Origin of the sequence: Citrobacter sedlakii (assembly GCF_018128425.1) — a bacterium.
Taxonomy (GTDB): Bacteria; Pseudomonadota; Gammaproteobacteria; order Enterobacterales; family Enterobacteriaceae; genus Citrobacter_A; species Citrobacter_A sedlakii.
Genome location: NZ_CP071070.1, coordinates 2,364,564 through 2,387,073, shown reverse-complemented (window position 1 = coordinate 2,387,073; position 22,510 = coordinate 2,364,564). Strand labels below are relative to the sequence as shown.

Genomic DNA, 22,510 nt, shown 5'->3' with positions numbered 1-22,510 from the left:
AATGGAAACGTGATTGTTGTTATCACATCGTGTGGATACTTTAAGAAAGGATTTGGCTATATTATTGAAGAAATCAGAAGAGAGCATCATTCATTTTCAGAAGTCCGCTATGTTAATCATATTCGCGAGATTCACAAAAAAAGTATTGCTAAGATCAAAGCCATTATTGTGGACTATGGCGAAAGCAATACCCAACTGTTGAGTGAATTGTTCGATTTTAAATCTCACTATCCTGAGAGTTATATCGTATTGATTACCCGTGAGCGGTGCTACGAAAGCACCATTGATAATATTATTATCAATTCAATCTCGGAATTCAGTATCGACTGTAAGGCTGTGATCAAAAAAATCAGCAGTTTTCTGGAGAATTTTAAAGAAGGAAATCAAAAAATCGTCATTACCAAAAACATGAAATTGTATCATCTGGAAAAGGAAGCCCAGCTGTCACAAAAAGAGGTGAGTCTGCTGCCTTACATCATGTTTGGTAAGAAGAATAAAGAAATTTCGCGACAGTTTAATCTGAGCGAAAAGACCGTTTGCCATCATCGCAGGAATATCTACAAAAAATTCGCGGTGGAGAATCTGGCTGGACTGTATCACAAGATTGAGGAGAAGGACTAAAAAAGCCCCGCGCAGGCGGGGCAAGACGAATCAGAGTCGGTGCCGGTTGTAATAAGGCACGCCCAGTTCGTCAGACTTGTCGCTTCCCGTGCCCATATGGTTCAGATCGAACGGTGACTGTTCCTGAGCGGTTGGAATCAGCATCGTGTCGCGATTATCTGATGTCGAAAGCTGGGCGGGTTGCTCTGCAACGCTCTGGCCGGAAATAACCAGCAGCAGGGCCAGCATTACAGAAGACAACAGTTTCATGATTTCCTCGATTACGTCGTTTACAGGCGATTTTAGCTACAATGGTTTAGCGGGTGCAGATACCGTGATTCCCCGTGCATATTGGTAATACGGTATTTATGCGGCGGAACGTCGAAATAGTTTTTGAAGGTCCGGGTCAGTGTTTGCTGCGACTCGAAACCGTAACGTTCGGCCAGGTATAAAATCGGCTCGTTACTTTCCTTTAATTTCTGCGCTATTTCCGTCATCTTACGGCTGCGGATGTACTGACCTAACGAATGGCCGGTCTCTTTTTTAAACATCCGCTGCAGGTGCCATTTGGAGTAACCTGAACGCTCAGACACTTTTTCCAGTGAGAGCGGCGATTCCAGGTTATCTTCGATCCAGTCCAAAATGCTATGAATGGTGATAGCGTCAGTATTGCGTCTGGACATCGTCATACCTCTTTTTGTTTTTACGGCAGAACTTTCTTGAGCAAATACTCAAGCGTTGCCACTTCGTCAGCCGTTAGGTTTTTTGTTAATTCCTGGTGCAGGTCTTGCCCTACTAATTGATGACATTGCTCACATATTGCCGCGCCGTGTTCGGTCAGTGTGACCAACACGCCGCGCTTGTCATTCGGGTTAGGGTGTCGGTCGACCCAGCCTTTACAGACCAGACGGTCGAGCATTCGCGTTAGCGCGCCAAGATCGACGGACAGCACTTTTTTCAACTCAACCGGGGTGATACAACCTGCGCAGCGAATCGAGCAAAGCACCTTAAACTGCGATGCCGTGATATCCAGCGGCGAGAGGTACTCGTTCAGCAGGCGATCTTTTTTCTGATTAACCATATAGATCAAGCGACCCAGCGGAATGATGTCGTTGAATAAGTCACTGGTGCTTTTCACAATGGTTGCCCTGGCAAGTATTTAGTTACGGCAGATAATATTGCCCAGGCAACTATAAGTCAAACGAATGAATTGGCCGATCACACGATTTGCTAAAAGCCGTTTTGCGTGATCTGCATCACATTCGAATATGTTAATGATAATTAGACATTATGAGTTTTTGACGCTCATGAATGCTTACAGCCGCGGAATGGCGAAGGAGACGGGTTTCCACTTATACTTGCCGCCAGACGATCGAAACAGGAACTGAAGCCATTATGATGGAGTTGTTTAAAGCGATAGGACTGGGGCTGGTGGTGATTCTACCGCTGGCGAATCCGTTAACGACCGTAGCGTTATTTCTTGGCCTCGCCGGAAACATGAACAGCGCAGAGCGCAACCGCCAGTCACTGATGGCCTCGGTTTATGTGTTTGCCATCATGATGGTGGCCTACTATGCCGGTCAACTGGTGATGAATACGTTTGGCATCTCCATTCCCGGTCTGCGTATTGCCGGTGGGTTAATTGTGGCGTTTATTGGTTTTCGGATGCTGTTTCCGCAGCAGAAGGCGCATGAATCGCCGGAAGCGAAAAGTAAGTCGGAAGAGCTTGTTGATGAGCCCACCGCTAACATCGCCTTTGTGCCGCTGGCAATGCCGAGCACTGCAGGTCCGGGAACGATTGCGATGATCATCAGTTCGGCATCCACGGTACGCCACGGCGCCGATTTCCCGGACTGGGTGATTACCGTTGCGCCGCCCATTATCTTTGCCGCCGTCGCCGTGATCCTCTGGGGCTGTCTGCGCAGTTCCGGTGCCATTATGCGTCTGGTGGGTAAGGGCGGTATTGAAGCGATTTCCCGCCTGATGGGCTTTTTGCTGGTTTGTATGGGCGTGCAGTTTATTATTAACGGCGTTCTGGAAATTATTAAAACCTACCCCTAATGCGCACGTCATACCGTCCTGGTCGGTCCTTCCGGTCAGGACGGATTCACGCTTTATCAGCTATGCTGAGGTTGTTCTTCCAGCGAGACAGGCCATTTCCGAAAGATGATGATCGACCAAATCAGCGCGGCCAGTGCCGGGACGGCGCCGACATAGCCCACAGACGACATTGACCCGTGCAGGCTTACCTGATTGCCCAGCAGCGCGCCAGCGCCAATGCCGATATTGAAGATGCCAGAGAATAACGCCATCGCCACGTCGGTGGCATCGGGCGCCAGCGCCAGCACTTTTACCTGCATCCCGAGACCAATCACCATAATGGCAATCCCCCAGAAAATACTCAGAACGGCGAGATGCATTTCGCTGCCCGCCGCAGGCAACAGCAGCAAGAGACATACCGTCAGCAACAGGATGGCGACGCTAATCAGCGCCGACGCGTGCTGGTTGCCTAGCTTACCAAACACGACGCTGCCAATAATGCCTGCTCCGCCCAGCACCAACAGCAGCACGGTAGCGAAATTGGCGCTCAACCCGGCGACGGTCTGAACAAACGGTTCAATGTAACTGTAAGCGGTATAATGAGCGGTTACCACGACAACGGTCAGTAGATAAAGGCTCACCAGCGCCGGCCGGCGAAATAACAGCGGCAGGCTTTTTAACGAGCCGGAATGTTCACTGGGTAATGTCGGCAACAGTTTTATCAAACAAACGAGGGTGATCAACGCGCCCATACCGATTGCGAAAAATGTGGTACGCCAGCCAAAATACTGACCGACAATGCGTCCGATCGGCAGGCCAAGCACCATCGCCAGCGCGGTGCCGGTGGCGATTAAGCTCAGCGCTTGCGCGCGCTTCCCGGCGGGGGCCAGACGGATCGCCAGTGAGGCGGTAATCGACCAGAAGATCGCATGCGCAAAGGCGATACCGATACGGCTAAGCACCAGCACGGTGAAATTCCACGCCAGAAACGACAGGACATGGCTGGCAATAAACAACACGAACAAACCAATCAACAGCTTACGTCGTTCAACCTGGCTGGTCAGCAGCATGAACGGCAGCGACATCAGCGCCACGACCCATGCGTAGATGGTCAACATAATCCCGACCTGGGCGGTCTGCATATGAAAGCTCTGCGCGATATCAGACAGCAGGCCGACAGGGACGAATTCCGTGGTATTAAAAATAAACGCTGCAATGGCAAGCGTAACTACCCGTAGCCACGCGACCTTGCGGGAAACAGTGTGAGTTGTCATAGAAATGAGTCGGGTTAGTTGCGAAAGGATGAGAAGGCGATCTTAAAACGTTTATTGGCGAAAAGACAATCATTTTGTGATTCAGATCTCCTTTTACTGGATAAGTGACGTTGTCACATTAAAGAGATCGACGCTTGTGAATATTCTGGATTTATGCCACTTTGCAAGAAAACAAAGACGGACGGGGCAAAGGCATGAAAGAGATTGATTTTTATCTGGTTGATGCGTTCAGCGATAGCGCATTCGGGGGCAATGCCGCGGCAGTTTGTCTGCTTGATGACTGGCTGCCTGACGCCATCCTGCAGAAGATGGCGCAGCAGCATAATCAATCGGAAACCGCCTTTATCATCCGCCAGCAAAGCGGTTTTTCCCTGCGCTGGTTTACCACCCGTAATGAGGTTAATCTTTGCGGCCATGCCACGCTTGCCAGCGCGCATGTCATTTTCAGTCACCTTAATTATCCTGATAGTAGACTTCATTTTGATACGCTTTCCGGTCGTCTGACGGTGGAGCGTTGCGACGAATGGTTAACACTGGACTTTCCCGCTGGCGCGACAGAAGAACAGACGCCGCCGCCGGAAATGCTTCGCGCGCTGGGGATAGAACAGTATCTCCACGCCCGCAGAGGACGCGCCTGGATGATTGAGCTGGCAAGCCGTCAACAGGTGGAGTCGCTCACCCCGGCGATTGGCGCAATGCGACCCGGCGAACATAAAGTCTCGGTAACCGCGGCAGGTGACGGCGAATATGATTTTGTGAGTCGCTTTTTCTCCCCTGGCGAGGCGGTATGGGAAGATCCGGTCACGGGCTCTGCGCATACGATGCTCATTCCGTACTGGGGCGCAAAGCTCAATAAAACGCAAATGCTCGCCCGTCAGGTCTCCGCTCGCGGCGGCGACGTGCGCTGCGAGTGGCGAAACGATCGGGTACTGATGGGCGGGAAGGCGAGAACGTATTTAACGGGTAAGATTATAACGGGTTAACCCTGCGTTGATGTCCCTTTCAGGAGCGTGATGAACGCCTCCAGCTGGCGCGTCATGGCGCCGCGCCGCCATATCAGCCAGGTGGTAAGCCACCGCCACTCTTCTGGCAACGGCCATGCCTCCACCTGGTGATGACCGGGCATACTTTCCAGCATACTGCGGGGGATCAGCGCAATCCCTGCACCGGCGATCACGCAGGCCAGCATGCCGTGATATGACTCCATTTCATGGATTGTGCCCGGCATGGCCTGGTCGTCGTGAAACCAGCTTTCGAAATGCCGACGGTACGAGCAGTTGGCGCGGAAGGCGAACAGGTTGCTTCCATTGACATCGCTGGCGCGCGATACCGGCGGATGACCGTGTGGCGCGACCACCATCATTTCTTCCTTATACACAGGAATGCCTTCCAGTCCCGGGTGGGGAACGGGACCGTCAATAAACGCGGCGTTAAGGTGACCTTCCAGTACGCCGTCAAGCATTTTTCCGGAAGGGCCGGTCGCCAGCGAGAACTGAATTTTAGGGTAACGCTGGTTAAATTCCGCCAGCGTCGCCGGAATGCGTACCGCGGCGGTGCTTTCCAGCGAACCGAGGGTAAAAAGGCCCTGCGGTTCATCGCCTGCCACTACCATTCGCGCCTCGTCGACCAGCGCCAGGATCTGCTGACTGTAGCGCAAAAAGTTATGCCCGGCGGGAGAAAGGCGCAGGCGCTGGTTTTCGCGAATAAACAGATCGACGCCAAGATCGGCTTCAAGCTGGCGTATCCGGGTGGTCAGGTTCGACGGCACGCGATGCACCCTGGCTGCAGCCTGCGTGATACTGCCCGTTTCGGCCACTGCGTTAAACATTTCCAGTTGCGTCAGGTCCATAGTTTTCTCATTTTGTGAATACCCTGCTCAATATTATTCATTTTAAGGAAAGAGTAAACGCGTCCATGATGATGATAAAACCAACAATGGAGAAACCCTGTGACGATTTCATCTGCAACACATGCCATTTCTGTTAATCCCGATACTGGCGAACAGCTGTCCGCGTTACCGTGGGCCAGCCAGCACGATATCGAGCGGGCTTTATCGCTTGCTGAGCAGGGCTTCGCGACATGGAAGCGCACCAGTGTGGCGTTTCGCGCGCAAAAGCTGCGTGATCTCGGTCAGGCGCTGCGTGTCCATGGTGAAGAAATGGCACAGTGCATTACCCGTGAAATGGGCAAACCTGTTAAACAGGCGCGCGCCGAAGTCGCTAAGTCAGCGGCGCTTTGCGACTGGTATGCAGAGCACGGTCCGGCGATGTTGGCGACCGAGCCGACGCTGGTGGAAAATCAGCAGGCGGTGATTGAGTACCGACCGCTCGGCACCATTCTGGCGGTGATGCCCTGGAACTTTCCGCTCTGGCAGGTGCTGCGCGGGGCGGTGCCGATTTTGCTGGCGGGGAATGGCTACCTGTTAAAACCCGCGCCATGCGTGACGGGCTGCGCGCAAATCATCGCACAAGTGTTTGCGGAAGCGGAGATCCCGACGGGCGTTTATGGCTGGTTGAACGCCGATAACGCTGGCGTCAGCGCTGTCATCCAGGACCGACGAATTGCCGCTGTGACCGTCACGGGAAGCGTTCGCGCTGGCGCGGCAATCGGCGCTCAGGCCGGGGCGGCGCTGAAAAAATGTGTGCTTGAACTGGGCGGTTCGGATCCGTTTATTGTCCTTAACGACGCCGATCTGGATTTGGCGGTGAAAGCGGCGGTGGCCGGACGTTACCAGAATACCGGGCAGGTTTGCGCGGCAGCGAAACGTTTTATTATCGAAGAAGGGATTGCCGATACGTTTACCGAACGTTTTGTGGCCGCTGCCGCGGCGCTGAAAATGGGGAATCCGCTTGACGAGCACAACGATCTTGGCCCGATGGCGCGTTTCGATCTGCGTGACGAGTTGCATGAGCAAGTACAGGCCACGCTTGCGCAGGGGGCACAACTGCTGCTGGGTGGTGAGAAAATGGCCGGAAAGGGGAGTTATTACCCGGTGACGGTGTTGGCTAACGTCACGCCTGAAATGACCGCGTTCCGTGAGGAATTGTTCGGGCCGGTTGCCGCCATTACCGTAGCGAAAAATGCTGAACACGCGCTGGAACTGGCCAATGATAGCGATTTTGGCCTGTCTGCGACCCTTTTTACGGCGGATGAGGTTCGCGCCAGGGAAATGGCCGCTCGCCTTGAATGCGGCGGCGTCTTTATTAATGGCTTCAGCGCCAGCGATGCCCGCGTGGCGTTTGGAGGTGTGAAAAAGAGCGGTTTTGGTCGCGAGCTTTCTCACTTTGGCCTGCATGAGTTTTGCAACGTCCAGACGGTGTGGAAGAACCGCGTTTAATCCCGCTGCGTTAGCTAACCTGTCTCAGCCGGGTAGCACTGCCTACCCGGCGTCTGCGTAATCCAATTCGACCTGTCATATTTCTGCCATAGTTTTGTCATTTACGCTTCGTAGACTCGCGTGTAACGTGTTGATACTGAAGAATATTATGAACTTAACTCAAATTTTACGCCGTGTTGTCCGCCGTCAGTTTGGCCTGCTTACCGGCATTTTTTGCATTATTGCGCTATTCAGCGTGCTGCAGGTGACCTCCACGCTGATGCTGTCATTTTCCGTCAGTCAGGCGCGGGAGAACGAACAGCACAATCAACTGGCGCTACGCCAGCAGGCAACGCTGGAGGCGTCGCGTATCGCATTGCTGACGGCAAGCGACCTGCTTAACCGCGCGGGAGTGTACTTTATGCAGGATGCCGCGACAGGCTCAGAAGGAAGCTGGCAAGCGCTTATTGATGAGGCAAGGCTGGCGCTTCAGCAGTCCGGCGCGGCGTGGGACGCCTGGCGAAAGATGGATCCGCGTGCGGATACCGGTCTGGTGGAAAGCTATCAGCGCTTCAGCGGCGGGATAGCGGAGCAGGTGGAAGGATTAAGCGAAACACAATCGATTGATGCCTTCTTTGCGGTGCCGGTACAGGCATTCCAGGCCGATTTCAATGAGAACTATAGCCGGGTGCAAAAGGTTAACGCACAGGCGAGGGAGCAAGGACGCCAGCAGTTGCTTGATCGCTTGCTTAACCTTCAGCGCCTGTTCTGGGCGCTGCCTGTCATGCTGCTGGTGATTGCGGTGGCCGTGTGGTGGGGAATGTCACGTTGGGTTATAACGCCGCTGCGTCAGCTTATTGGGCATATTAATATTCTGGCGGCAGGCGATCTTTCTTTGACGGTACCCGCGGTGCCGCAGTTTAATCGTGAAGTGTCACAGCTTTCGAAACGTATTGGCGCAATGCAGCAGGGACTGCGCGAGCTTGTTCAACAGGTGAGCGATGCGACGGCGGCAATGGCGGATAACATCGATCGACTGGCGCAGAACAATCAGCGGCTGTACCAGCAGTCCGCCCGGCAAAGCGAAGAACTGAACAACGTCACGGCGCAGGTGTCTGTACTGGAAAATCACGTTGAAGATAACAGCGGGATCGCGCAGCGGGCAAATCAGCGCGCGGAAGACGCGCGGACGATTGCTGCCGGCGGCGACAGAATGATGGATACGGTCAACCGTTCGATGCAGGCGATTGTCGATCGCTCGTCAGAAATGCGCGGGATTGTCGCGCTTATCGATAACGTTGCGTTCCAGACCAATATTCTGGCGCTGAATGCGGCAATTGAGGCGGCACATGCCGGGGAGCAGGGGCGAGGCTTTGCGGTCGTCGCCAGGGAAGTGGGGTTGCTGGCGCGTAAGAGCAGTCAGTCAACGCAGGATATCCAGGCGCTGATCCATCATTCGCTGGAGGGGATTGAAGAGGGTTCCGATGCGGTAAACCATCTGGAAAAAAACCTTCAGCAGGTGATGGCTCTGGTGGATAACCTGGGCGCGTCGTTAAAGGATATTTCTACCGCCACGCTGCATCAGGGTAGCCGCATTCATGAGATGACGCGTCAGTTGCAGGCGCTTAACCGGGCGGCGAGCGATACGCGGGAGCTGGTGGATACCGCGTCGGCATCCTCACAGCAATTGCATGCGGAGTCACATCAGTTGATCAACGCCGTGGCGCGATTTCGCCTTCCGGCCTGACGTGACACATTTCGCTCTGCTATACTCCCAGGCCTTTTCTGACTGGCAGGCAAGGAGCAGACGGTGGCAATCGCCCTGGACAATTCAATTTTAGAGACCATTCTGGCTGAGGTTCGTCCACTGATCGGCCAGGGAAAAGTGGCTGACTACATCCCTGCGCTCGCCTCCGTTGACGGCGCCCGGCTGGGCATTGCGATTTGTACCGTTGACGGTCAGCGCTGGCAGGCGGGGGACGCGACTGAACGCTTTTCGATTCAATCTATCTCTAAGGTGCTCAGTCTGGTGGTCGCGATGCGCCACTATGCGGAAGATGAGATCTGGCAGCGAGTCGGAAAAGATCCTTCCGGTTCGCCGTTTAACTCGCTGGTGCAACTGGAGATGGAGCAGGGGATCCCGCGCAATCCGTTTATCAACGCGGGCGCGCTGGTGGTCTGCGATATGTTACAGGGGCGGCTGAGCGCGCCGCGTCAGCGCATGCTGGAAATTGTCCGTGCGCTGAGCGGCGTTTCGGACGTCGGTTACGATACGGTGGTCGCTCGTTCTGAATTCGAGCATTCCGCCCGTAACGCCGCTATCGCCTGGCTGATGAAGTCCTTCGGCAACTTCCATCATGACGTCACGACGGTGCTGCAAAATTACTTCCATTACTGCGCGCTAAAGATGAATTGCGTTGAGCTCGCGCGGACCTTTGTCTTTCTTGCAAATCAGGGAAAGGCGTTTCACCTTGATGAACCGGTGGTGACGCCTTTACAGGCCCGGCAGATCAATGCGCTGATGGCGACCAGTGGAATGTATCAGAACGCCGGCGAATTTGCCTGGCGCGTCGGTCTACCGGCGAAGTCGGGCGTCGGCGGCGGGATCGTGGCGATCGTTCCCCACGAAATGGCAATAGCCGTCTGGAGTCCTGAGCTGGACCCGACCGGTAATTCGCTGGCGGGCATCGCCGCGCTGGAGCAACTGACAAAGCGGTTAGGTCGTTCGGTGTACTGATGAATACATTTGATTCCCTGTTTGCACGACTTTCCCGTTCAACGTTTCGCTCCCGTTTTCGTCTCGGGCCGAAAGAGCGGCAGTACTGCTGGGATAAAGGCGCAGAGGTTATTGACCAGCACGCCGCAGACTTTGTGGCAAAACGACTTGCGCCCGCCATTCCGCTGAACGACGGCAAACAAACCCCGATGCGCGGCCATCCCGTTTTTATTGCCCAGCATGCCACGGCGACCTGCTGTCGCGGCTGTCTTGCTAAATGGCATGCGATCCCGCAAGGCGACGCGCTGACTGAAGAGCAACAACGTTATATTGTTGCGGTTATTCATCACTGGCTGGTTATTCAAATGAATAAAACCTGATAATTAACGGCGTAGTGTAAAACCGTGAAATTGCCAGGGTTTATTTTATTCCAGCCGGGAAAATAACAGGTTAACGCCGCCGGTAATGACTACCTTTGAGAATAATTCATGCTATTCTCAAAATATTACCATTACGCCGCAGAGATAATTGCCCCGGCAGTTATATGGACAGAGAGTTAATGCAATCACTTCCCATTCCTTCTTTCCGCCTGTTTCAGGAAGATCGTCCACTGCGTAATGCGGTCACGGTATTTGCGTTCACCACACTGTTCTATTTTATCGGCGCAGAGCTGCGCCTGATTCATGAACTGTCGCTGTTCTGGCCGCTAAATGGCGTACTGGCCGGGATTTTTGCTCGCTTCGTCTGGTTAAACCGACTGCATTATTACGCGGTAAGTTATGTTGCGATGCTTGGCTATGATGCGCTCACCACGCAATGGGGTTGGGTGTCGTTGGTAATTAATCTCTCCAATATGGTGTTTATTGTTATTGTCGCCCAACTGGTCATTCGTGATAAACGACTGGGGAAAAATAAATATCAGCCGATTAGCGCTTTACGCTTATTTAATTACTGCCTGATCGCCGCATTGATCTGTGCCCTGGTAGGCGCGACAGGCTCGGTAGGCATTGATCGTCTTTCTTTCTGGCCGTTGTTTGCTGACTGGTTTAGCGAGCAATTTTCAACGGGCGTGTTAATTATCCCCTGTATGTTGACTCTCGGCATGCCGGGCGTCGTTACACGCTTCAAGCCGGAACAGATGATGCCGGTTATCGCGCTGATCGTCTCGGTGTTGGCCTCGGTGATCATTGGCGGAGCAGGGAGCCTTGCGTTTCCCCTTCCTGCGCTTATCTGGTGCGCCGTACGCTATACGCCTCAGGTGACCTGTCTGTTAACTTTTATTACCGGTGCGGTGGAAATCGTGCTGGTGGCAAATTCAATTATCGATATCGCCGTTGCGTCGCCATTCTCGATCCCGCAAATGTTTTCCGCGAGGCTGGGGATTGCCACCATGGCCATTTGCCCCATTATGGTTTCAGTTAGCGTAGCGGCAATTAATTCCCTGATGAAGCAGGTTTCTTTACGCGCCGATTTTGATTTTCTGACTCAGGTTTACTCGCGCTCGGGCCTTTACGAGGCGCTGAAGCGGCAGGATGCGCCAGCAACGCAGCATTTTACCGTTATGCTTCTGGACATCGATTTCTTCAAGAGCATCAATGACAGCCACGGCCATGAATGTGGCGATCGGGTGCTGCGGGTGTTTGCTCAGCAACTGCAAAAAATTGTTGGCGGCAAAGGACTCATTGCCCGCATGGGCGGCGAAGAATTTGCTGTGGTCATGCCGACACTGCATCCTGAAGAAGGAATGCGTATCGCTGAAACTCTCCGTAAAGCCGTAGCGCTACAACCTTTCAACTGGCAACAGCAAAGCGTCTATCTGACGGTCAGTATTGGTCTGGGGAACGGTAGGGTGGCAGGACGCACGCTGACGGAGCTTTTCAACACGCTGATGGTGGAAGCGGATGAGTGTCTGTACCGCTCGAAGAGAGAGGGGCGTAATCGTACCAGCGCTCGCCAGGCTGACCTGGCGATACTGTCGGAAAGCGATCTGGCGTAAGACGTCATAACAAACTGCTATGACCGGCATGTTGTGTTATCACAATGTTAAGTGCATGGTATCAAGGTCTACTCAAGGAGCCCTTATAATGCCATTACCCCCCTGTATGTTATTGAGCGCTGAGACGCTTCTCGCGCGACAGGATGAACTCAGTGATCTTCTGACTGACTGCGTCAATCGCGGCGCGTCGGTCAGTTTTCTTTCCCCCTTCGATCGTCAAAAAGCGAATGTTTTCTGGAACGATGTCGCCCAAAGCGTGGGCAGAGGCGAGCGACAGGTTCTCGTTATTGAAAATCAGCAGGGCGTGATTGTCGGCACCGTGCAGCTTATTACCCGGCAACCCGAAAACCAGCCTCACAGGGCTGATGTCGCTAAACTGCTCGTTCACTCTTCGGCGCGGCGGCAGGGACTGGCCCGCCATCTGATGCAGGCGCTTGAAACGTGCGCACGGGAACAGCGTAAAACACAACTGGTCCTGGACACCGCCACCGGTAGCGACGCCGAGTTGTTCTACCACTCGTGCGGGTGGCAAAAAGCGGGTGTGATACCTGATTATGCGTTGATGCCTGATGGAACGCTGACCGGCACCACAGTTTTCTACAAAGCGCTTTGATTTATCGCTATCACTTGATCAAAACGGGGTTTTACTGGCGTAAAGTTTTGCTAACCTGTTCTACCAATTTAATCAGGTTGTATGACTAATCGAAAGGGAACCCATTGTGAAAACTCTAAACCGTAGCGATTTTCCCGGTGCCCACTATCCTGAACGCATCATTCAGTTTGGTGAAGGTAACTTTCTGCGCGCCTTTGTTGACTGGCAGATCGATCTGCTCAATGAACATACCGATCTGAACGCCGGTGTGGTGATTGTACGTCCCATCGACAGCGCTTTCCCGCCATCGCTCAGCACGCAGGATGGGCTTTATACAACAATCATTCGCGGCTTGAATGAGCAGGGCGAGGCCGTCAGCGATGCGCGTTTGATTCGTTCAGTGAACCGTGAGATCAGTGTTTATGGTGAGTACGATGCGTTCCTGAAGCTGGCGCACAACCCGGACATACGTTTTGTCTTCTCTAACACCACCGAAGCGGGCATCAGCTACCATGCGGGCGATAAGTTCGATGATGCCCCGGCGGTGAGCTATCCGGCGAAGCTGACGCGCCTGTTGTTTGAGCGCTTTAGTCATTTCAACGGCGCGCAGGATAAAGGCTGGATTATTATTCCTTGTGAGCTGATCGACTATAACGGCGACGCGCTGCGTGAACTGGTGCTGCGCTATGCGCAGGAATGGTCACTGCCGGCGGCCTTTGTTACCTGGCTGGATGAGGCTAATGTGTTTTGCTCGACGCTGGTGGACCGTATTGTGACGGGTTACCCACGAGATGAAGTGGCACAACTGGAAGCAGAACTGGGTTATCACGATGGCTTCCTGGATACCGCCGAGCATTTCTACCTGTTTGTTATCCAGGGACCGAAGACCCTGGCTTCCGAGCTACGCCTCGACAAATACCCGCTGAATGTTTTAATCGTCGATGATATCAAGCCTTATAAAGAGCGTAAGGTAGCCATTCTGAACGGCGCGCACACCGCGCTGGTTCCGGTCGCGTTCCAGGCGGGTCTGGATACGGTCGGCGAGGCGATGAATGATAGCGATATCTGCGCTTTTGTGGAAAAGGCTGTCTATCAGGAAATCATTCCTGTGCTTGATTTGCCGCGTGATGAACTGGAATCGTTCGCCAGCGCGGTCACCGGACGTTTCCGTAACCCGTACATTAAGCATCAGTTACTGTCGATCGCTCTGAACGGCATGACGAAATTCCGCACCCGCATTCTTCCGCAACTGCTGGCAGGGCAGAGGGCTAACGGTAAATTACCGGCGCGTTTGACGTTTGCTTTAGCCGCGCTGATTGCCTTCTACCGCGGGGAACGTAGCGGTGAAGCGTATCCGGTGCAGGATGACGCGCACTGGATCACCCGTTTCCAGCAGCTCTGGAGCCAGCATGGCGATCGCCAACTGAGTACGCAGCAACTGGTTAGCGCCGTTCTGGCCGCAGAGGAACACTGGGAGCAGGACCTGACCAATGTCCCAGGACTGGTGGAGCAGGTGACCAGCGATCTCGACAACATCCTGAGCAAAGGCATGCGCGAAGCGGTAAAACCGCTATGCTAAAATAAGTGTGCGATAAGATTGACCCGGCGAAGGCCGGGTTTATTGTATATGATCATTAGTTACAACATACAATCTATTTTTATACCTGTCGATCTGTGACTCCTGAGCCGTTAACAGTCTGACAGATATATCAGGGCCCGTTTCAAGAAAGTTGTAAGTTTGATCCAGATCACGTTTAATAACGGGATTCGCTTCTTTTCTGAAAACCGTCATGATTGTTCGTCCTCAACAGCATTGGCTACGCCTGATATTCGTCTGGCATGGCTCCGTTTTAGCTAAAATCTCTTCCCGTTTACTGCTGAATTTCCTGCTTTCCATCGCTGTTATCATCATGCTTCCGTGGTACACCATGCTCGGTATCAAGTTCACGCTTGCGCCGTTCAGCATCCTTGGTGTGGCCATCGCGATATTTTTAGGGTTTCGCAACAATGCCTGCTACGCACGTTATGTCGAAGCGAGAAAACTGTGGGGACAGTTAATGATTGCCTCACGGTCGCTGTTGCGGGAAGTCAAAACCACGCTCCCGGACGACACGCAGTCTGGAGAATTTGTTCGCCTGCAAATTGCCTTTGCCCATTGTTTGCGCATGACGCTGCGGCGAAAACCGCAGGCTGAACCTCTGGCGAAATACCTCAACGCGGAAGATCTGAAACAGGTCTTCGCCGCGCACTCTCCGGCAAACCGCATTCTGCTGCTGATGGGGGAGTGGCTGGCTGTTCGTCGGCGCGACGGGCGTTTGTCTGATATATTATTTCACAGTTTAAACAATCGGTTAAACGATATGTCAGCGGTGCTGGCAGGATGCGAGAGAATCGCCAATACGCCGGTGCCATTTGCGTATACGTTGATCCTGCACCGCACGGTGTACCTGTTTTGCATCATGCTGCCGTTTGCGCTGGTTGTTGACCTGCATTACATGACGCCGTTTATCTCGGTACTGATCTCCTATACCTTTATCTCCCTGGATGCGCTGGCGGAAGAACTGGAAGATCCGTTCGGTACGGAAAACAACGACTTGCCGCTTGATGCTATCTGTAATGCCATCGAGATCGATCTGCTTCAAATGAACAATGAAACAGCCATTCCGGCGAAGCACGTTCCGGACAAGCACTATCAACTGACATAACCTTCCTGGCTGTATCGTTGTTAAACGCGGCGCGCGCCGATCGTTATGTCAGGCGACGGGCGACCATGAACAATCGTGGGAATGCCAGCAGTATCTGCCCATCTTCCTGAAGCGGGTACTGCTCCTGTAACAGCGCGTGATAGCGGGCAAGATAGCGTTTTTGCGCTGGCTCATTAAGATCCTGTAACCAGGGCCGCAGCCCGGTCGCACTGACCCAGTCGATTATCGCCTGATGGGATGGCATTTGGTGGTAGTAGGTTGTGCGCCAGATATCCACCTCGCAACCGGCTTCGCTTAGGATATCGTAATAAGCGTGAACGCCAGGAAGCGGCTCGCGTCCGCGGTTGGGATAATTTTGCTCATAAGCCACTTCGCGCATCAGAACATGCGACGGCTCCAGCGTATTATCGGGCATTTGCACGGCCAGGACGCCATGTGAATTAAGCAAAGAAACGAGGCGGGGGAACAGCGTGTAGTGATCGTCGATCCACTGAAGCGAAGCGTTGGCATACAGCACATCAGGCGCTGTGGCAGCATGAAAGTCGCGAATATCGGCTTCGATAAAATGACAATCCGGCAACGCTTTTCGCGCTTCGTTCAGCATCGATGGTGAGCTATCCACGCCAACGATCACGGCATCTGGCCAGCGATGGCGGAGTAGAGCGGTGCTATTGCCCGGTCCACATCCCAAATCGACAACTGACTGGACGTGCTCATGCGTTACTCTCGTCAACAGCTCTGCCGCAGGCCGCGAACGTTCGGCACCATATTGCATATAGAGCGAAGGACTCCAGTCGGACATTGGCAGTCTCCTGTAGATGAGTGATTGATGTTTGTTCCTACACTTAAACCCTGGACCTTTATCTGAAATTGTCAGCCCTTCATTCTGTAATAAGTGCTTGGCGGGAAATCAGGTATGCATCTGACGCTTTTGCTTGCACCTGGCACCGACGATAAGAAAATTGTCTCACTCGCACGTCAGCATGGCATAGGCGTTCAGGCCTTTTCTTCATACAGCGTCAGCAACGATGCCGCCGCAGGGTTGGTTATCGGCTATGGAAATACGCCAGCGGACGTTATCCCAGAGGCTGTTAGTGTGCTGGCAGCCCTAAGCAGACAGGAACGTCGCTTCTGAACGTCCTGAAGCGAAAAGTATCTACGAGAAATTTCTTTCATGATGAATTCCCCGGCGTCATGTATAGCCACAGAAACTCCTCATCAGGAAAAGTGAGTTATCGACCTGGTAGGAAATGACCCACATATAGACGCTAGTATTGAGCTAACAAAACATTGGTGCGCATAATGTATATTATGTTAAATCAATCAGAACCTATTAAAATACGTGTTAACGCGCTTGGATTGGTGTTCGTCAAAAAAACTCTACACATGTATTACTACATTGCTTTGTGATGTATAGCACTGCGCAAATGGTAATGACATTGCAACCCGTTTGATCCCTTCCCTGTCGTGACGCTGCGCGAATTCTGCAGATTTGCCCCCGTTATCCTGCACAGGATTTCACGCAGCACACCGCGCAGGCGTAAAAAAACCGGCCATTGTGACCGGTTCGTTGCGTCGCGTTTCGACTCAGTGGATTTTCCCCTGGGCCGCTGCTTTCTCTGACTGACGTTCGGCTGCTCTGACAACGGCCATAAACGCTTTAACACCCGGATCCACATCAGGCGACAACATGCGCATAATTGATTTGGAATTTCTGCCGACCTCGTCAGAAATCGCAGGATAACCGCACGTGACCTTAATCAGCGTGCGCAGCATACCTTTGGCGACTTCGATTTCACCGGACAGTATTAATTCGTGTATCTCCTGGATAATCTGAACACGCGACCCGATATCCTCTTTAAGCAGGTTTTCCCACATTTTTTCGATGTCATGCGCGGCCATGTTTTTTACTCCTCAGATAGTCAGCGCGGTATTTTTCGGCGGCGTCGAGATCGTTATTTTGCCGATCCTTGAAACCGGCACACAGTAAAATGACAATTTCGTCGCCGTCCTGCATCAGATACACACGCAAACCGGCGCCCCAGTTTATCCTGTATTCACCGATACCCGGTCGGCCAGATAACCATTTCACTGACGATGTGTTCCCGCTCCGTAATCGCTCAACCGCCGTAAAAACTTTTGGAATTGCGGCGCGGTTTTTAGCCAGCCATTTTTCAAGCGGGCTGACGTCGTTCTCGTCCGTGTAATACTTGATATCCATTGATACCCCTCCGTATTTGATTGATGGTAACGAATTCGTTACCACATGGCAAGTGGGGTAAAAAAAGCCCATGCGCTAACACGGGCAGAAAAGCAATGGCAATGATAATGGCTATACAACAAATACCGTTAAAAAACTTTTAAGATCCCGTCAAAGCCTCGTTCCCGCCTCACCTATCAAATCATTCGCGCCGTTATCTTGACTTACCCTCGAATCAGACCACAATAATTTCACTTTCGCGCTAACCGGCAACGGACGTATATGGATATCAGTTCTCCTCGTTTTCTTCCTTTATTTCGTCTCAGGACTTACACGGCTGCAATCGCGTCGGCGCTTCTGCTGGCTAGCTGCTCTTCTACACCGCCCGCCTCGCTGGTAACGCCGCCATCAGCAACGCCTGCTTCACCCGTGAAACAACAAAAGTTGAACGAACCCGTTCGCGGCGTCTGGCTGGCGACGGTTTCCCGTCTCGACTGGCCTCCCGTCGCGTCAGTCACTGTCAGCGACGCGCGTTCGCGTATCGCCATGCAGCAAAAAGCGCTAACCGATAAGCTCGATAATTTACAGCGGCTCGGCATCAATACCGTATTTTTTCAGGTAAAACCTGACGGTACCGCGCTTTGGCCCTCAGCGATATTGCCCTGGTCAGACATGCTTACCGGAAAAATTGGCCAGGACCCCGGTTACGATCCGCTGCAGTTTATGCTTGACGAAGCGCATAAGCGTGGGATGCGGGTTCACGCATGGTTCAATCCGTATCGCGTCTCGGTTAATACCCGACCTTCTACGGTTGCCGAACTGAACCGCACCGTGTCACTGCAGCCCGCAAGCGTTTTTGTCCTTCACCGTGACTGGATCCGTACAGCTGGCGACCGCTATGTTCTTGACCCGGGGATCCCGGAGGTTCGCGACTGGATAACCAGTATTGTGGCGGAGGTCGTGAAAAAATACCCGGTTGATGGCGTTCAGTTCGACGACTATTTCTATGCTGAATCACCGGGATCTGCGCTTAATGACAGCGTGACCTTCAGGCGCTACGGTGAAGGGTTTCATACCAAGGCTGACTGGCGACGGCACAATACGCAGCAGTTAATTGAACTGGTGTCGCGCACCCTCCGACACATTAACCCGGACGTAGAATTTGGAGTGAGTCCGGCAGGGGTCTGGCGTAACCGCTCACACGATCCCGCCGGTTCAGACACCCGGGGCGCCGCGGCGTATGATGAGTCTTACGCGGACACGCGCCGTTGGGTACAGCAAGGTTTGCTGGACTACATCGCGCCGCAGCTGTACTGGCCCTTCTCTCGCGACGCCGCGCGCTATGATGTGCTCGCCAAATGGTGGGCGGATGTGGTGAAGCCTACGAAAACCCGACTTTATATTGGCGTGGCGTTGTATAAGGTGGGCGAACCCTCGCGTAAAGAGCCGGACTGGACGGTAAACGGCGGCGTGCCGGAACTGAAAAAACAGCTCGACCTGAACGACTCGGTTCCGCAAATCAACGGCACAATACTGTTCAGGGAAAACAACCTTAATCAGCCGCAAACGCAGCAGGCCGTTCATTATTTACGACAGCGTTGGGCAAACCTGAGTGGTCACCCGTCAAATAAAGAAAAGATGTAGCGATTCAGGACGGCGATGAATGCAGGGCAATGCTATACCCCTGCTCTCGCCAGCTCGCCAGTTGTTCTTGCTGGCGCGTGGTGGGCGCTTTCCCAATCCAGACGAAAATATCCTGACCGGGGAACATTTCCGGGCGCGGCGATTCCAGCGGCTCCGGCAGCACGTGAATATTCCAGCCCTGCTGCGACAAACGCCAGCCTTCCAGCCAAAGACGTGTCCGGTCTTCACACTCCCATGACAGCAGATAAGCCTCTTTATCAGCCTGAGCGCGTAAGGCATTCAGGCGCGTGATCGCATAGTCGATCAGCACCCCATCCAGCAGACTGCCCATGACGCGTGCGGTAGCCTGCTCAAGATTAAGTCGTTGACGCATCGGAACAAAAATATGATCGATCACATCATCAACCGGATAGCTGGCGCCCAGTTCATCAATGCGTACGCGCAGTTTGTCGGGACTGACACGACGCAGCGTGACCATCATCTCTTCCTGAAGCGATAACCAGCCGTCGTGTTGCGCAGTCTGGCTGCCTTCAATCAGCGCTTTAACCTTACTCACCGGCACGCCGCTTTTGATCCAGCGTTTAATCTCTTCGATACGTCTGATGTCATCTTCGTCGAACTGACGGTGACCGCCTTCGCTGCGCTGAGGTTTTAATAATCCATAGCGTCTTTGCCAGGCACGCAACGTAACCGGGTTGATTCCGCATCGTTCGGCCACATCACCAATACTGTAAAAAGCCATAGCATCCCTCTTACTGCAAAGCTGTACTTCCATGTATAAGTTAACCAAACCCCCTGCGCTGTACAAATCAAATTTTCCTGTACAAGCAGGGATTTGTGAATTTATTCCCAATTCTCAGTAAGATGGGGCAACAATTTTTTAACCTGGCATTAAAGATCGGCAGCCCTTTCCGGCCAGGCAATCGGCGAGACACCTCCTAAAGATGGACGGGCGAACAGATAGCCCTGGAACTGACTGATACCGGCTGATTCCAGCCACATCCACTCTTCCGCCTTTTCAACGCCAACCGCAGAAATCGCTATTTCCAGCGACGAGCAGCATTTGACGATCGCTTGTACAATGGCCTGCCGGGGCCCGCTTTTGTGGACATCCATAATGAGCTCCCGGTTAATTTTTATGCGATCCGGCTGGAACTGCGACAGCAATAACAAGCCCGCAGACCCGGCGCCAAAGTGGTCAATCGCCACGCTAATTCCGGCGCTTTTGAGTAGTCTGACAGAGGCGGTAAATTGCTCAAGCCCCGAGATCACTTCGCGTTCTGTGAATTCAACCGTCACTTGTTCCGGCACCAGGCCGGAACGCTCAATGGCGTCCAGCAACGTTTGTACCGCGTGGGGAATGTTGACCAGCGTCATAGGCAACACATTCACCGACAGTGAATATCGCTGCAAATTCAGCCTGCCCGCCAGCGCAAAGGCCTGCGTTTTACTGTGCAGATCCGCTTCGTAAAGCGCCGTCCCGCTAAGCCCGGCGAAATAACGTTCTGGCCCCTGTCCGTCTGGCGTTCGCAGCAAGGCTTCCAGCGCGACAATCTCCCGGGCGAAAGGATCGATTAATGGTTGAAAGGCAAAGCAACATTCTGCGTGGGTATCTTCTTGCACACTCTTTTCCCTGCTTACACCTTCGGCAATAAATTCCCAGGTATTTGCCGGTGGAATGGCAAAATAATTTTCCTTTTCGGTCGCCTCTATAAAAGTGCGAAAGAATTTCAGCGGTCGGTCGTTAAACGCCAATTGATACCGGGTGGTACCTTTATCGAGTACGTGTTGCAAAACGTCATTTCTGGCAAATTCGCGCAGGTCGAAAAGCTCCATTCCCACTTTACCAAAGCGGCGTGACGGCCCGTAGTCACGCAATAACTCTACCAGATTATGATGTCTCTCATCGTTGATGATGTGTTGATAGATCTGCTGAACGCCCTCCTCTGGCCCTTCAAGCAGTTGAAAAAAATGTTTTCCGTTAAACAACAGGATCCCGGTGACGTTGGCCTGTTCGTTTTTTACCTTTGCTGCTGCCACCATTTTTTCAAGAGAGATCAGGGAAAAAGTGTCGCAAATATGACTACGGTAGATAACCGTTGTGAGCATGATGAGTCCAGATATATAGGAGGGAACATAAATACCCTACCAGAACCGTGCCTTCCCGTCTCCAGAAAACTCACTTTACGCTAACAATATGTTCACAAAGGAAAATGTTACATTTCTATTGTCTAAATATTGGCATAATTTACCCAATTCCCGCCTAAAAATGTTGTACAGCTATTGATGACACAAATTGTAAATTATTAATTTTAATTTATTGATTTTAAACGGTTAGCACAAAAAGCTAAAAATTAGCATGCTATTTTGTACGCATCATATGTACACATTTTCTATATTTGTATAACTTAAATTACAACTTTGTAGATTATTGAAACAAATGGGAGTCACACATGCATCACAACATCAACATGTCCGATTCAGCGAATGCGATTGCCCAGTACTTCAATAAAGCTAGCCTGCCGACTCAGCAGGAAACCCTGGGTCAACTTGTGGTGGAAATCCTCACCGACGGCAAGAGCCTGAACAGGAAGTCGCTTTGTACTAAATTGCTGAGCCGCCTTGAAAAAGCGAATAGCGAAGCGGAGGAACACCACTATCACACGCTGATTGGTCTGCTGTTTGATCGTTAGTGGAGGTTCACGCCAACGCCAGTGTCAGCGTTGGCAACCAGAGATGCGGTTATGAACAGAAGTGAAGAATATGAACGACTGACGGATGAAATCATCGGTGAAGCGGTATTAACGCTGCTGAAAAGCCATGGTCCCATTAGCACCCAGGCACTGATCGTGACGCTGGGAAATATGAAGGCCAACGCGGGAGACAGTAAACGACAAGAGGCCATACAAAGCGTCATTACTGAAGTCACCGCCATGGCGGCCAGAAAGCGTCAACGCGCGCGCCGACCAGATTCACATGCAGGACGACGGGGCAACGTGCTTGAGCTGTTTGGCAGTCGCCAGTCAGACAGCACAAAAAAAATGCACTAACCAACGCCATTTTACAACTTAACGGTGAAAGCACATGAGACAAGCGATGCTTAAGCAGACCGATTTTTACGCAGTTCTTCCAGATACAGCAATGTCCGAATTTTTCCGCAACGCAGGCGACCGTCTTGCCGAGGAGTCAGCGGTACTGGCGACCGCTATCAGCAGCATTATGGCTTCTGATGGGCATATCACCAATAAAGCGATTATTTTATGGCTGGTCCAGGCGCTGGAAACTACGGACAGCGTGGTACAGGCTGATGTGTTACGGAAAACACTGGAAATTGTCGTTGGCTACACCATGGATGATATTTAAGGTTTACCCTCTGTCTTTCTGGCCCATCCTGACACGCTGTCCCGTTGCAGGATGGGCTGTGAAC

General features: G+C 52.6%; 26 protein-coding genes. 16 read left to right on the top strand and 10 right to left on the bottom strand.

Annotated features, from left to right (window positions below):
* The first annotated feature begins 9 nt into the window (after positions 1-9).
* Complete coding sequence (locus JY391_RS11375; RefSeq protein ID WP_042282935.1) at positions 10-621, top strand: LuxR C-terminal-related transcriptional regulator; 612 nt, start codon at positions 10-12, stop codon at positions 619-621.
* 30 nt (positions 622-651) lie between these two features.
* Here the strand turns inward: JY391_RS11375 and marB are convergent, their stop codons facing one another.
* Genes marB through marR form a run of 3 tightly spaced genes read right to left on the bottom strand, consistent with a single transcriptional unit; the run spans position 652 to position 1,738 of the window.
* On the bottom strand, positions 652-870 hold the full coding sequence (gene marB / locus JY391_RS11370) for a multiple antibiotic resistance protein MarB (RefSeq protein ID WP_042282936.1): 219 nt from the start codon (positions 868-870) through the stop codon (positions 652-654).
* A 32-nt stretch (positions 871-902) separates the two neighbouring features.
* Positions 903-1,283 (bottom strand): MDR efflux pump AcrAB transcriptional activator MarA, encoded by a 381-nt coding sequence (marA, locus tag JY391_RS11365; protein ID WP_148365360.1) that lies wholly within the window; start codon positions 1,281-1,283, stop codon positions 903-905.
* Positions 1,284-1,303: 20 nt separating this feature from the next.
* Complete coding sequence (gene marR / locus JY391_RS11360) at positions 1,304-1,738, bottom strand: multiple antibiotic resistance transcriptional regulator MarR (RefSeq protein WP_042282939.1); 435 nt, start codon at positions 1,736-1,738, stop codon at positions 1,304-1,306.
* 257 nt (positions 1,739-1,995) lie between these two features.
* Between marR and JY391_RS11355 the strand changes: the two genes are divergently transcribed.
* On the top strand, positions 1,996-2,661 hold the full coding sequence (locus JY391_RS11355; RefSeq protein ID WP_042282942.1) for a MarC family NAAT transporter: 666 nt from the start codon (positions 1,996-1,998) through the stop codon (positions 2,659-2,661).
* 56 nt (positions 2,662-2,717) lie between these two features.
* Here the strand turns inward: JY391_RS11355 and JY391_RS11350 are convergent, their stop codons facing one another.
* Positions 2,718-3,914 carry a sugar transporter gene (locus JY391_RS11350; RefSeq protein ID WP_060569751.1) on the bottom strand — a complete coding sequence of 399 codons (1,197 nt, stop codon included), beginning with the start codon at positions 3,912-3,914 and terminating at the stop codon, positions 2,718-2,720.
* Positions 3,915-4,108: 194 nt separating this feature from the next.
* Between JY391_RS11350 and JY391_RS11345 the strand changes: the two genes are divergently transcribed.
* Complete coding sequence (locus JY391_RS11345) at positions 4,109-4,897, top strand: PhzF family phenazine biosynthesis protein (RefSeq protein WP_211934320.1); 789 nt, start codon at positions 4,109-4,111, stop codon at positions 4,895-4,897.
* Here JY391_RS11345 and ptrR read toward each other — a convergent pair.
* A complete protein-coding gene (ptrR, locus tag JY391_RS11340) occupies positions 4,894-5,763 on the bottom strand; it encodes a putrescine utilization regulator PtrR (RefSeq protein WP_211934319.1) in 870 nt (289 codons plus the stop codon). The two genes, JY391_RS11345 and ptrR, sit on opposite strands and share 4 nt — an antisense overlap.
* Positions 5,764-5,862: 99 nt before the next feature.
* Here ptrR and sad point away from each other — a divergent pair, with 99 nt between their 5' ends.
* The 8 genes from sad (at position 5,863) to JY391_RS11300 (ending at position 15,239) form a co-directional block, all read left to right on the top strand.
* Entirely contained in the window at positions 5,863-7,251 is a 1,389-nt protein-coding gene (gene sad, locus JY391_RS11335) for a succinate-semialdehyde dehydrogenase (RefSeq protein ID WP_211934318.1), read from the top strand.
* Between the two features lie 148 nt (positions 7,252-7,399).
* Positions 7,400-8,977, top strand: coding sequence for a methyl-accepting chemotaxis protein (locus JY391_RS11330; protein WP_211935760.1), 1,578 nt, complete (start codon positions 7,400-7,402; stop codon positions 8,975-8,977).
* A 63-nt stretch (positions 8,978-9,040) separates the two neighbouring features.
* On the top strand, positions 9,041-9,967 hold the full coding sequence (glsB, locus tag JY391_RS11325) for a glutaminase B (protein WP_042282961.1): 927 nt from the start codon (positions 9,041-9,043) through the stop codon (positions 9,965-9,967).
* The gene (locus JY391_RS11320; protein ID WP_042282964.1) at positions 9,967-10,326 is read left to right on the top strand and encodes a DUF4186 domain-containing protein; all 360 of its coding nucleotides are present in this window, start codon (positions 9,967-9,969) and stop codon (positions 10,324-10,326) included. Before glsB ends, JY391_RS11320 begins: the two co-directional genes overlap by 1 nt.
* 179 nt (positions 10,327-10,505) lie before the next feature.
* Positions 10,506-11,942: a GGDEF domain-containing protein gene (locus JY391_RS11315; protein WP_211935759.1), complete on the top strand. Its 1,437-nt coding sequence runs from the start codon at positions 10,506-10,508 to the stop codon at positions 11,940-11,942.
* Between the two features lie 85 nt (positions 11,943-12,027).
* Positions 12,028-12,555, top strand: coding sequence for a GNAT family N-acetyltransferase (locus JY391_RS11310; RefSeq protein WP_042282968.1), 528 nt, complete (start codon positions 12,028-12,030; stop codon positions 12,553-12,555).
* Between the two features lie 106 nt (positions 12,556-12,661).
* The gene (locus tag JY391_RS11305) at positions 12,662-14,113 is read left to right on the top strand and encodes a tagaturonate reductase (RefSeq protein WP_211935758.1); all 1,452 of its coding nucleotides are present in this window, start codon (positions 12,662-12,664) and stop codon (positions 14,111-14,113) included.
* Between the two features lie 211 nt (positions 14,114-14,324).
* Entirely contained in the window at positions 14,325-15,239 is a 915-nt protein-coding gene (locus JY391_RS11300) for a bestrophin family protein (protein WP_211935757.1), read from the top strand.
* 43 nt (positions 15,240-15,282) lie between these two features.
* Here the strand turns inward: JY391_RS11300 and tam are convergent, their stop codons facing one another.
* The gene (gene tam, locus JY391_RS11295) at positions 15,283-16,041 is read right to left on the bottom strand and encodes a trans-aconitate 2-methyltransferase (RefSeq protein ID WP_181823184.1); all 759 of its coding nucleotides are present in this window, start codon (positions 16,039-16,041) and stop codon (positions 15,283-15,285) included.
* A 114-nt stretch (positions 16,042-16,155) separates the two neighbouring features.
* Between tam and JY391_RS11290 the strand changes: the two genes are divergently transcribed.
* Positions 16,156-16,374 carry a hypothetical protein gene (locus JY391_RS11290; RefSeq protein ID WP_211935756.1) on the top strand — a complete coding sequence of 73 codons (219 nt, stop codon included), beginning with the start codon at positions 16,156-16,158 and terminating at the stop codon, positions 16,372-16,374.
* Positions 16,375-16,826: 452 nt separating this feature from the next.
* On the opposite strand, the gene JY391_RS11285 is transcribed toward JY391_RS11290, so the two are convergent.
* Both JY391_RS11285 and JY391_RS11280 read right to left on the bottom strand, forming a co-directional pair.
* Entirely contained in the window at positions 16,827-17,141 is a 315-nt protein-coding gene (locus JY391_RS11285) for a hypothetical protein (RefSeq protein WP_042282983.1), read from the bottom strand.
* Entirely contained in the window at positions 17,128-17,460 is a 333-nt protein-coding gene (locus JY391_RS11280) for a type II toxin-antitoxin system RelE/ParE family toxin (RefSeq protein ID WP_058331501.1), read from the bottom strand. Before JY391_RS11280 ends, JY391_RS11285 begins: the two co-directional genes overlap by 14 nt.
* Before the next feature lie 261 nt (positions 17,461-17,721).
* On the opposite strand from JY391_RS11280, the gene JY391_RS11275 reads away from it, so the two are divergent.
* Positions 17,722-19,083: a glycoside hydrolase family 10-like protein gene (locus tag JY391_RS11275; protein WP_211935755.1), complete on the top strand. Its 1,362-nt coding sequence runs from the start codon at positions 17,722-17,724 to the stop codon at positions 19,081-19,083.
* A gap of 4 nt (positions 19,084-19,087) precedes the next feature.
* Here JY391_RS11275 and JY391_RS11270 read toward each other — a convergent pair whose 3' ends face one another.
* The gene (locus tag JY391_RS11270) at positions 19,088-19,825 is read right to left on the bottom strand and encodes a MerR family transcriptional regulator (protein WP_042282988.1); all 738 of its coding nucleotides are present in this window, start codon (positions 19,823-19,825) and stop codon (positions 19,088-19,090) included.
* 149 nt (positions 19,826-19,974) lie between these two features.
* Entirely contained in the window at positions 19,975-21,192 is a 1,218-nt protein-coding gene (locus tag JY391_RS11265) for a diguanylate phosphodiesterase (protein WP_211935754.1), read from the bottom strand.
* 344 nt (positions 21,193-21,536) lie between these two features.
* Between JY391_RS11265 and ycgZ the strand changes: the two genes are divergently transcribed.
* The 3 genes from ycgZ to JY391_RS11250 are packed head-to-tail and all read left to right on the top strand — an operon-like array spanning position 21,537 to position 22,446.
* A complete protein-coding gene (gene ycgZ / locus JY391_RS11260; protein WP_042282993.1) occupies positions 21,537-21,776 on the top strand; it encodes a regulatory protein YcgZ in 240 nt (79 codons plus the stop codon).
* Between the two features lie 51 nt (positions 21,777-21,827).
* Entirely contained in the window at positions 21,828-22,133 is a 306-nt protein-coding gene (locus tag JY391_RS11255; protein ID WP_042282994.1) for a hypothetical protein, read from the top strand.
* Positions 22,134-22,179: 46 nt separating this feature from the next.
* Positions 22,180-22,446: a biofilm development regulator YmgB/AriR family protein gene (locus tag JY391_RS11250; RefSeq protein WP_060569769.1), complete on the top strand. Its 267-nt coding sequence runs from the start codon at positions 22,180-22,182 to the stop codon at positions 22,444-22,446.
* Positions 22,447-22,510: the final 64 nt, after the last annotated feature.

Bases quoted from the DNA above. Each gene is read 5' to 3' on its own strand.
- ycgZ (WP_042282993.1), top strand. From the start codon at position 21,537: ATGCATCACAACATCAACATGTCCGATTCAGCGAATGCGATTGCCCAG.
- JY391_RS11250 (WP_060569769.1), top strand. From the start codon at position 22,180: ATGCTTAAGCAGACCGATTTTTACGCAGTTCTTCCAGATACAGCAATG.
- JY391_RS11270 (WP_042282988.1), bottom strand. From the start codon at position 19,825: ATGGCTTTTTACAGTATTGGTGATGTGGCCGAACGATGCGGAATCAAC.
- JY391_RS11275 (WP_211935755.1), top strand. From the start codon at position 17,722: ATGGATATCAGTTCTCCTCGTTTTCTTCCTTTATTTCGTCTCAGGACT.
- JY391_RS11315 (WP_211935759.1), top strand. From the start codon at position 10,506: ATGCAATCACTTCCCATTCCTTCTTTCCGCCTGTTTCAGGAAGATCGT.
- marA (WP_148365360.1), bottom strand. From the start codon at position 1,283: ATGTCCAGACGCAATACTGACGCTATCACCATTCATAGCATTTTGGAC.
- marB (WP_042282936.1), bottom strand. From the start codon at position 870: ATGAAACTGTTGTCTTCTGTAATGCTGGCCCTGCTGCTGGTTATTTCC.
- JY391_RS11345 (WP_211934320.1), top strand. From the start codon at position 4,109: ATGAAAGAGATTGATTTTTATCTGGTTGATGCGTTCAGCGATAGCGCA.
- JY391_RS11280 (WP_058331501.1), bottom strand. From the start codon at position 17,460: ATGGATATCAAGTATTACACGGACGAGAACGACGTCAGCCCGCTTGAA.
- JY391_RS11265 (WP_211935754.1), bottom strand. From the start codon at position 21,192: ATGCTCACAACGGTTATCTACCGTAGTCATATTTGCGACACTTTTTCC.
- JY391_RS11350 (WP_060569751.1), bottom strand. From the start codon at position 3,914: ATGACAACTCACACTGTTTCCCGCAAGGTCGCGTGGCTACGGGTAGTT.
- JY391_RS11300 (WP_211935757.1), top strand. From the start codon at position 14,325: ATGATTGTTCGTCCTCAACAGCATTGGCTACGCCTGATATTCGTCTGG.
- JY391_RS11255 (WP_042282994.1), top strand. From the start codon at position 21,828: ATGAACAGAAGTGAAGAATATGAACGACTGACGGATGAAATCATCGGT.
- tam (WP_181823184.1), bottom strand. From the start codon at position 16,041: ATGTCCGACTGGAGTCCTTCGCTCTATATGCAATATGGTGCCGAACGT.
- JY391_RS11355 (WP_042282942.1), top strand. From the start codon at position 1,996: ATGATGGAGTTGTTTAAAGCGATAGGACTGGGGCTGGTGGTGATTCTA.
- JY391_RS11285 (WP_042282983.1), bottom strand. From the start codon at position 17,141: ATGGCCGCGCATGACATCGAAAAAATGTGGGAAAACCTGCTTAAAGAG.
- JY391_RS11320 (WP_042282964.1), top strand. From the start codon at position 9,967: ATGAATACATTTGATTCCCTGTTTGCACGACTTTCCCGTTCAACGTTT.
- JY391_RS11330 (WP_211935760.1), top strand. From the start codon at position 7,400: ATGAACTTAACTCAAATTTTACGCCGTGTTGTCCGCCGTCAGTTTGGC.
- ptrR (WP_211934319.1), bottom strand. From the start codon at position 5,763: ATGGACCTGACGCAACTGGAAATGTTTAACGCAGTGGCCGAAACGGGC.
- JY391_RS11290 (WP_211935756.1), top strand. From the start codon at position 16,156: ATGCATCTGACGCTTTTGCTTGCACCTGGCACCGACGATAAGAAAATT.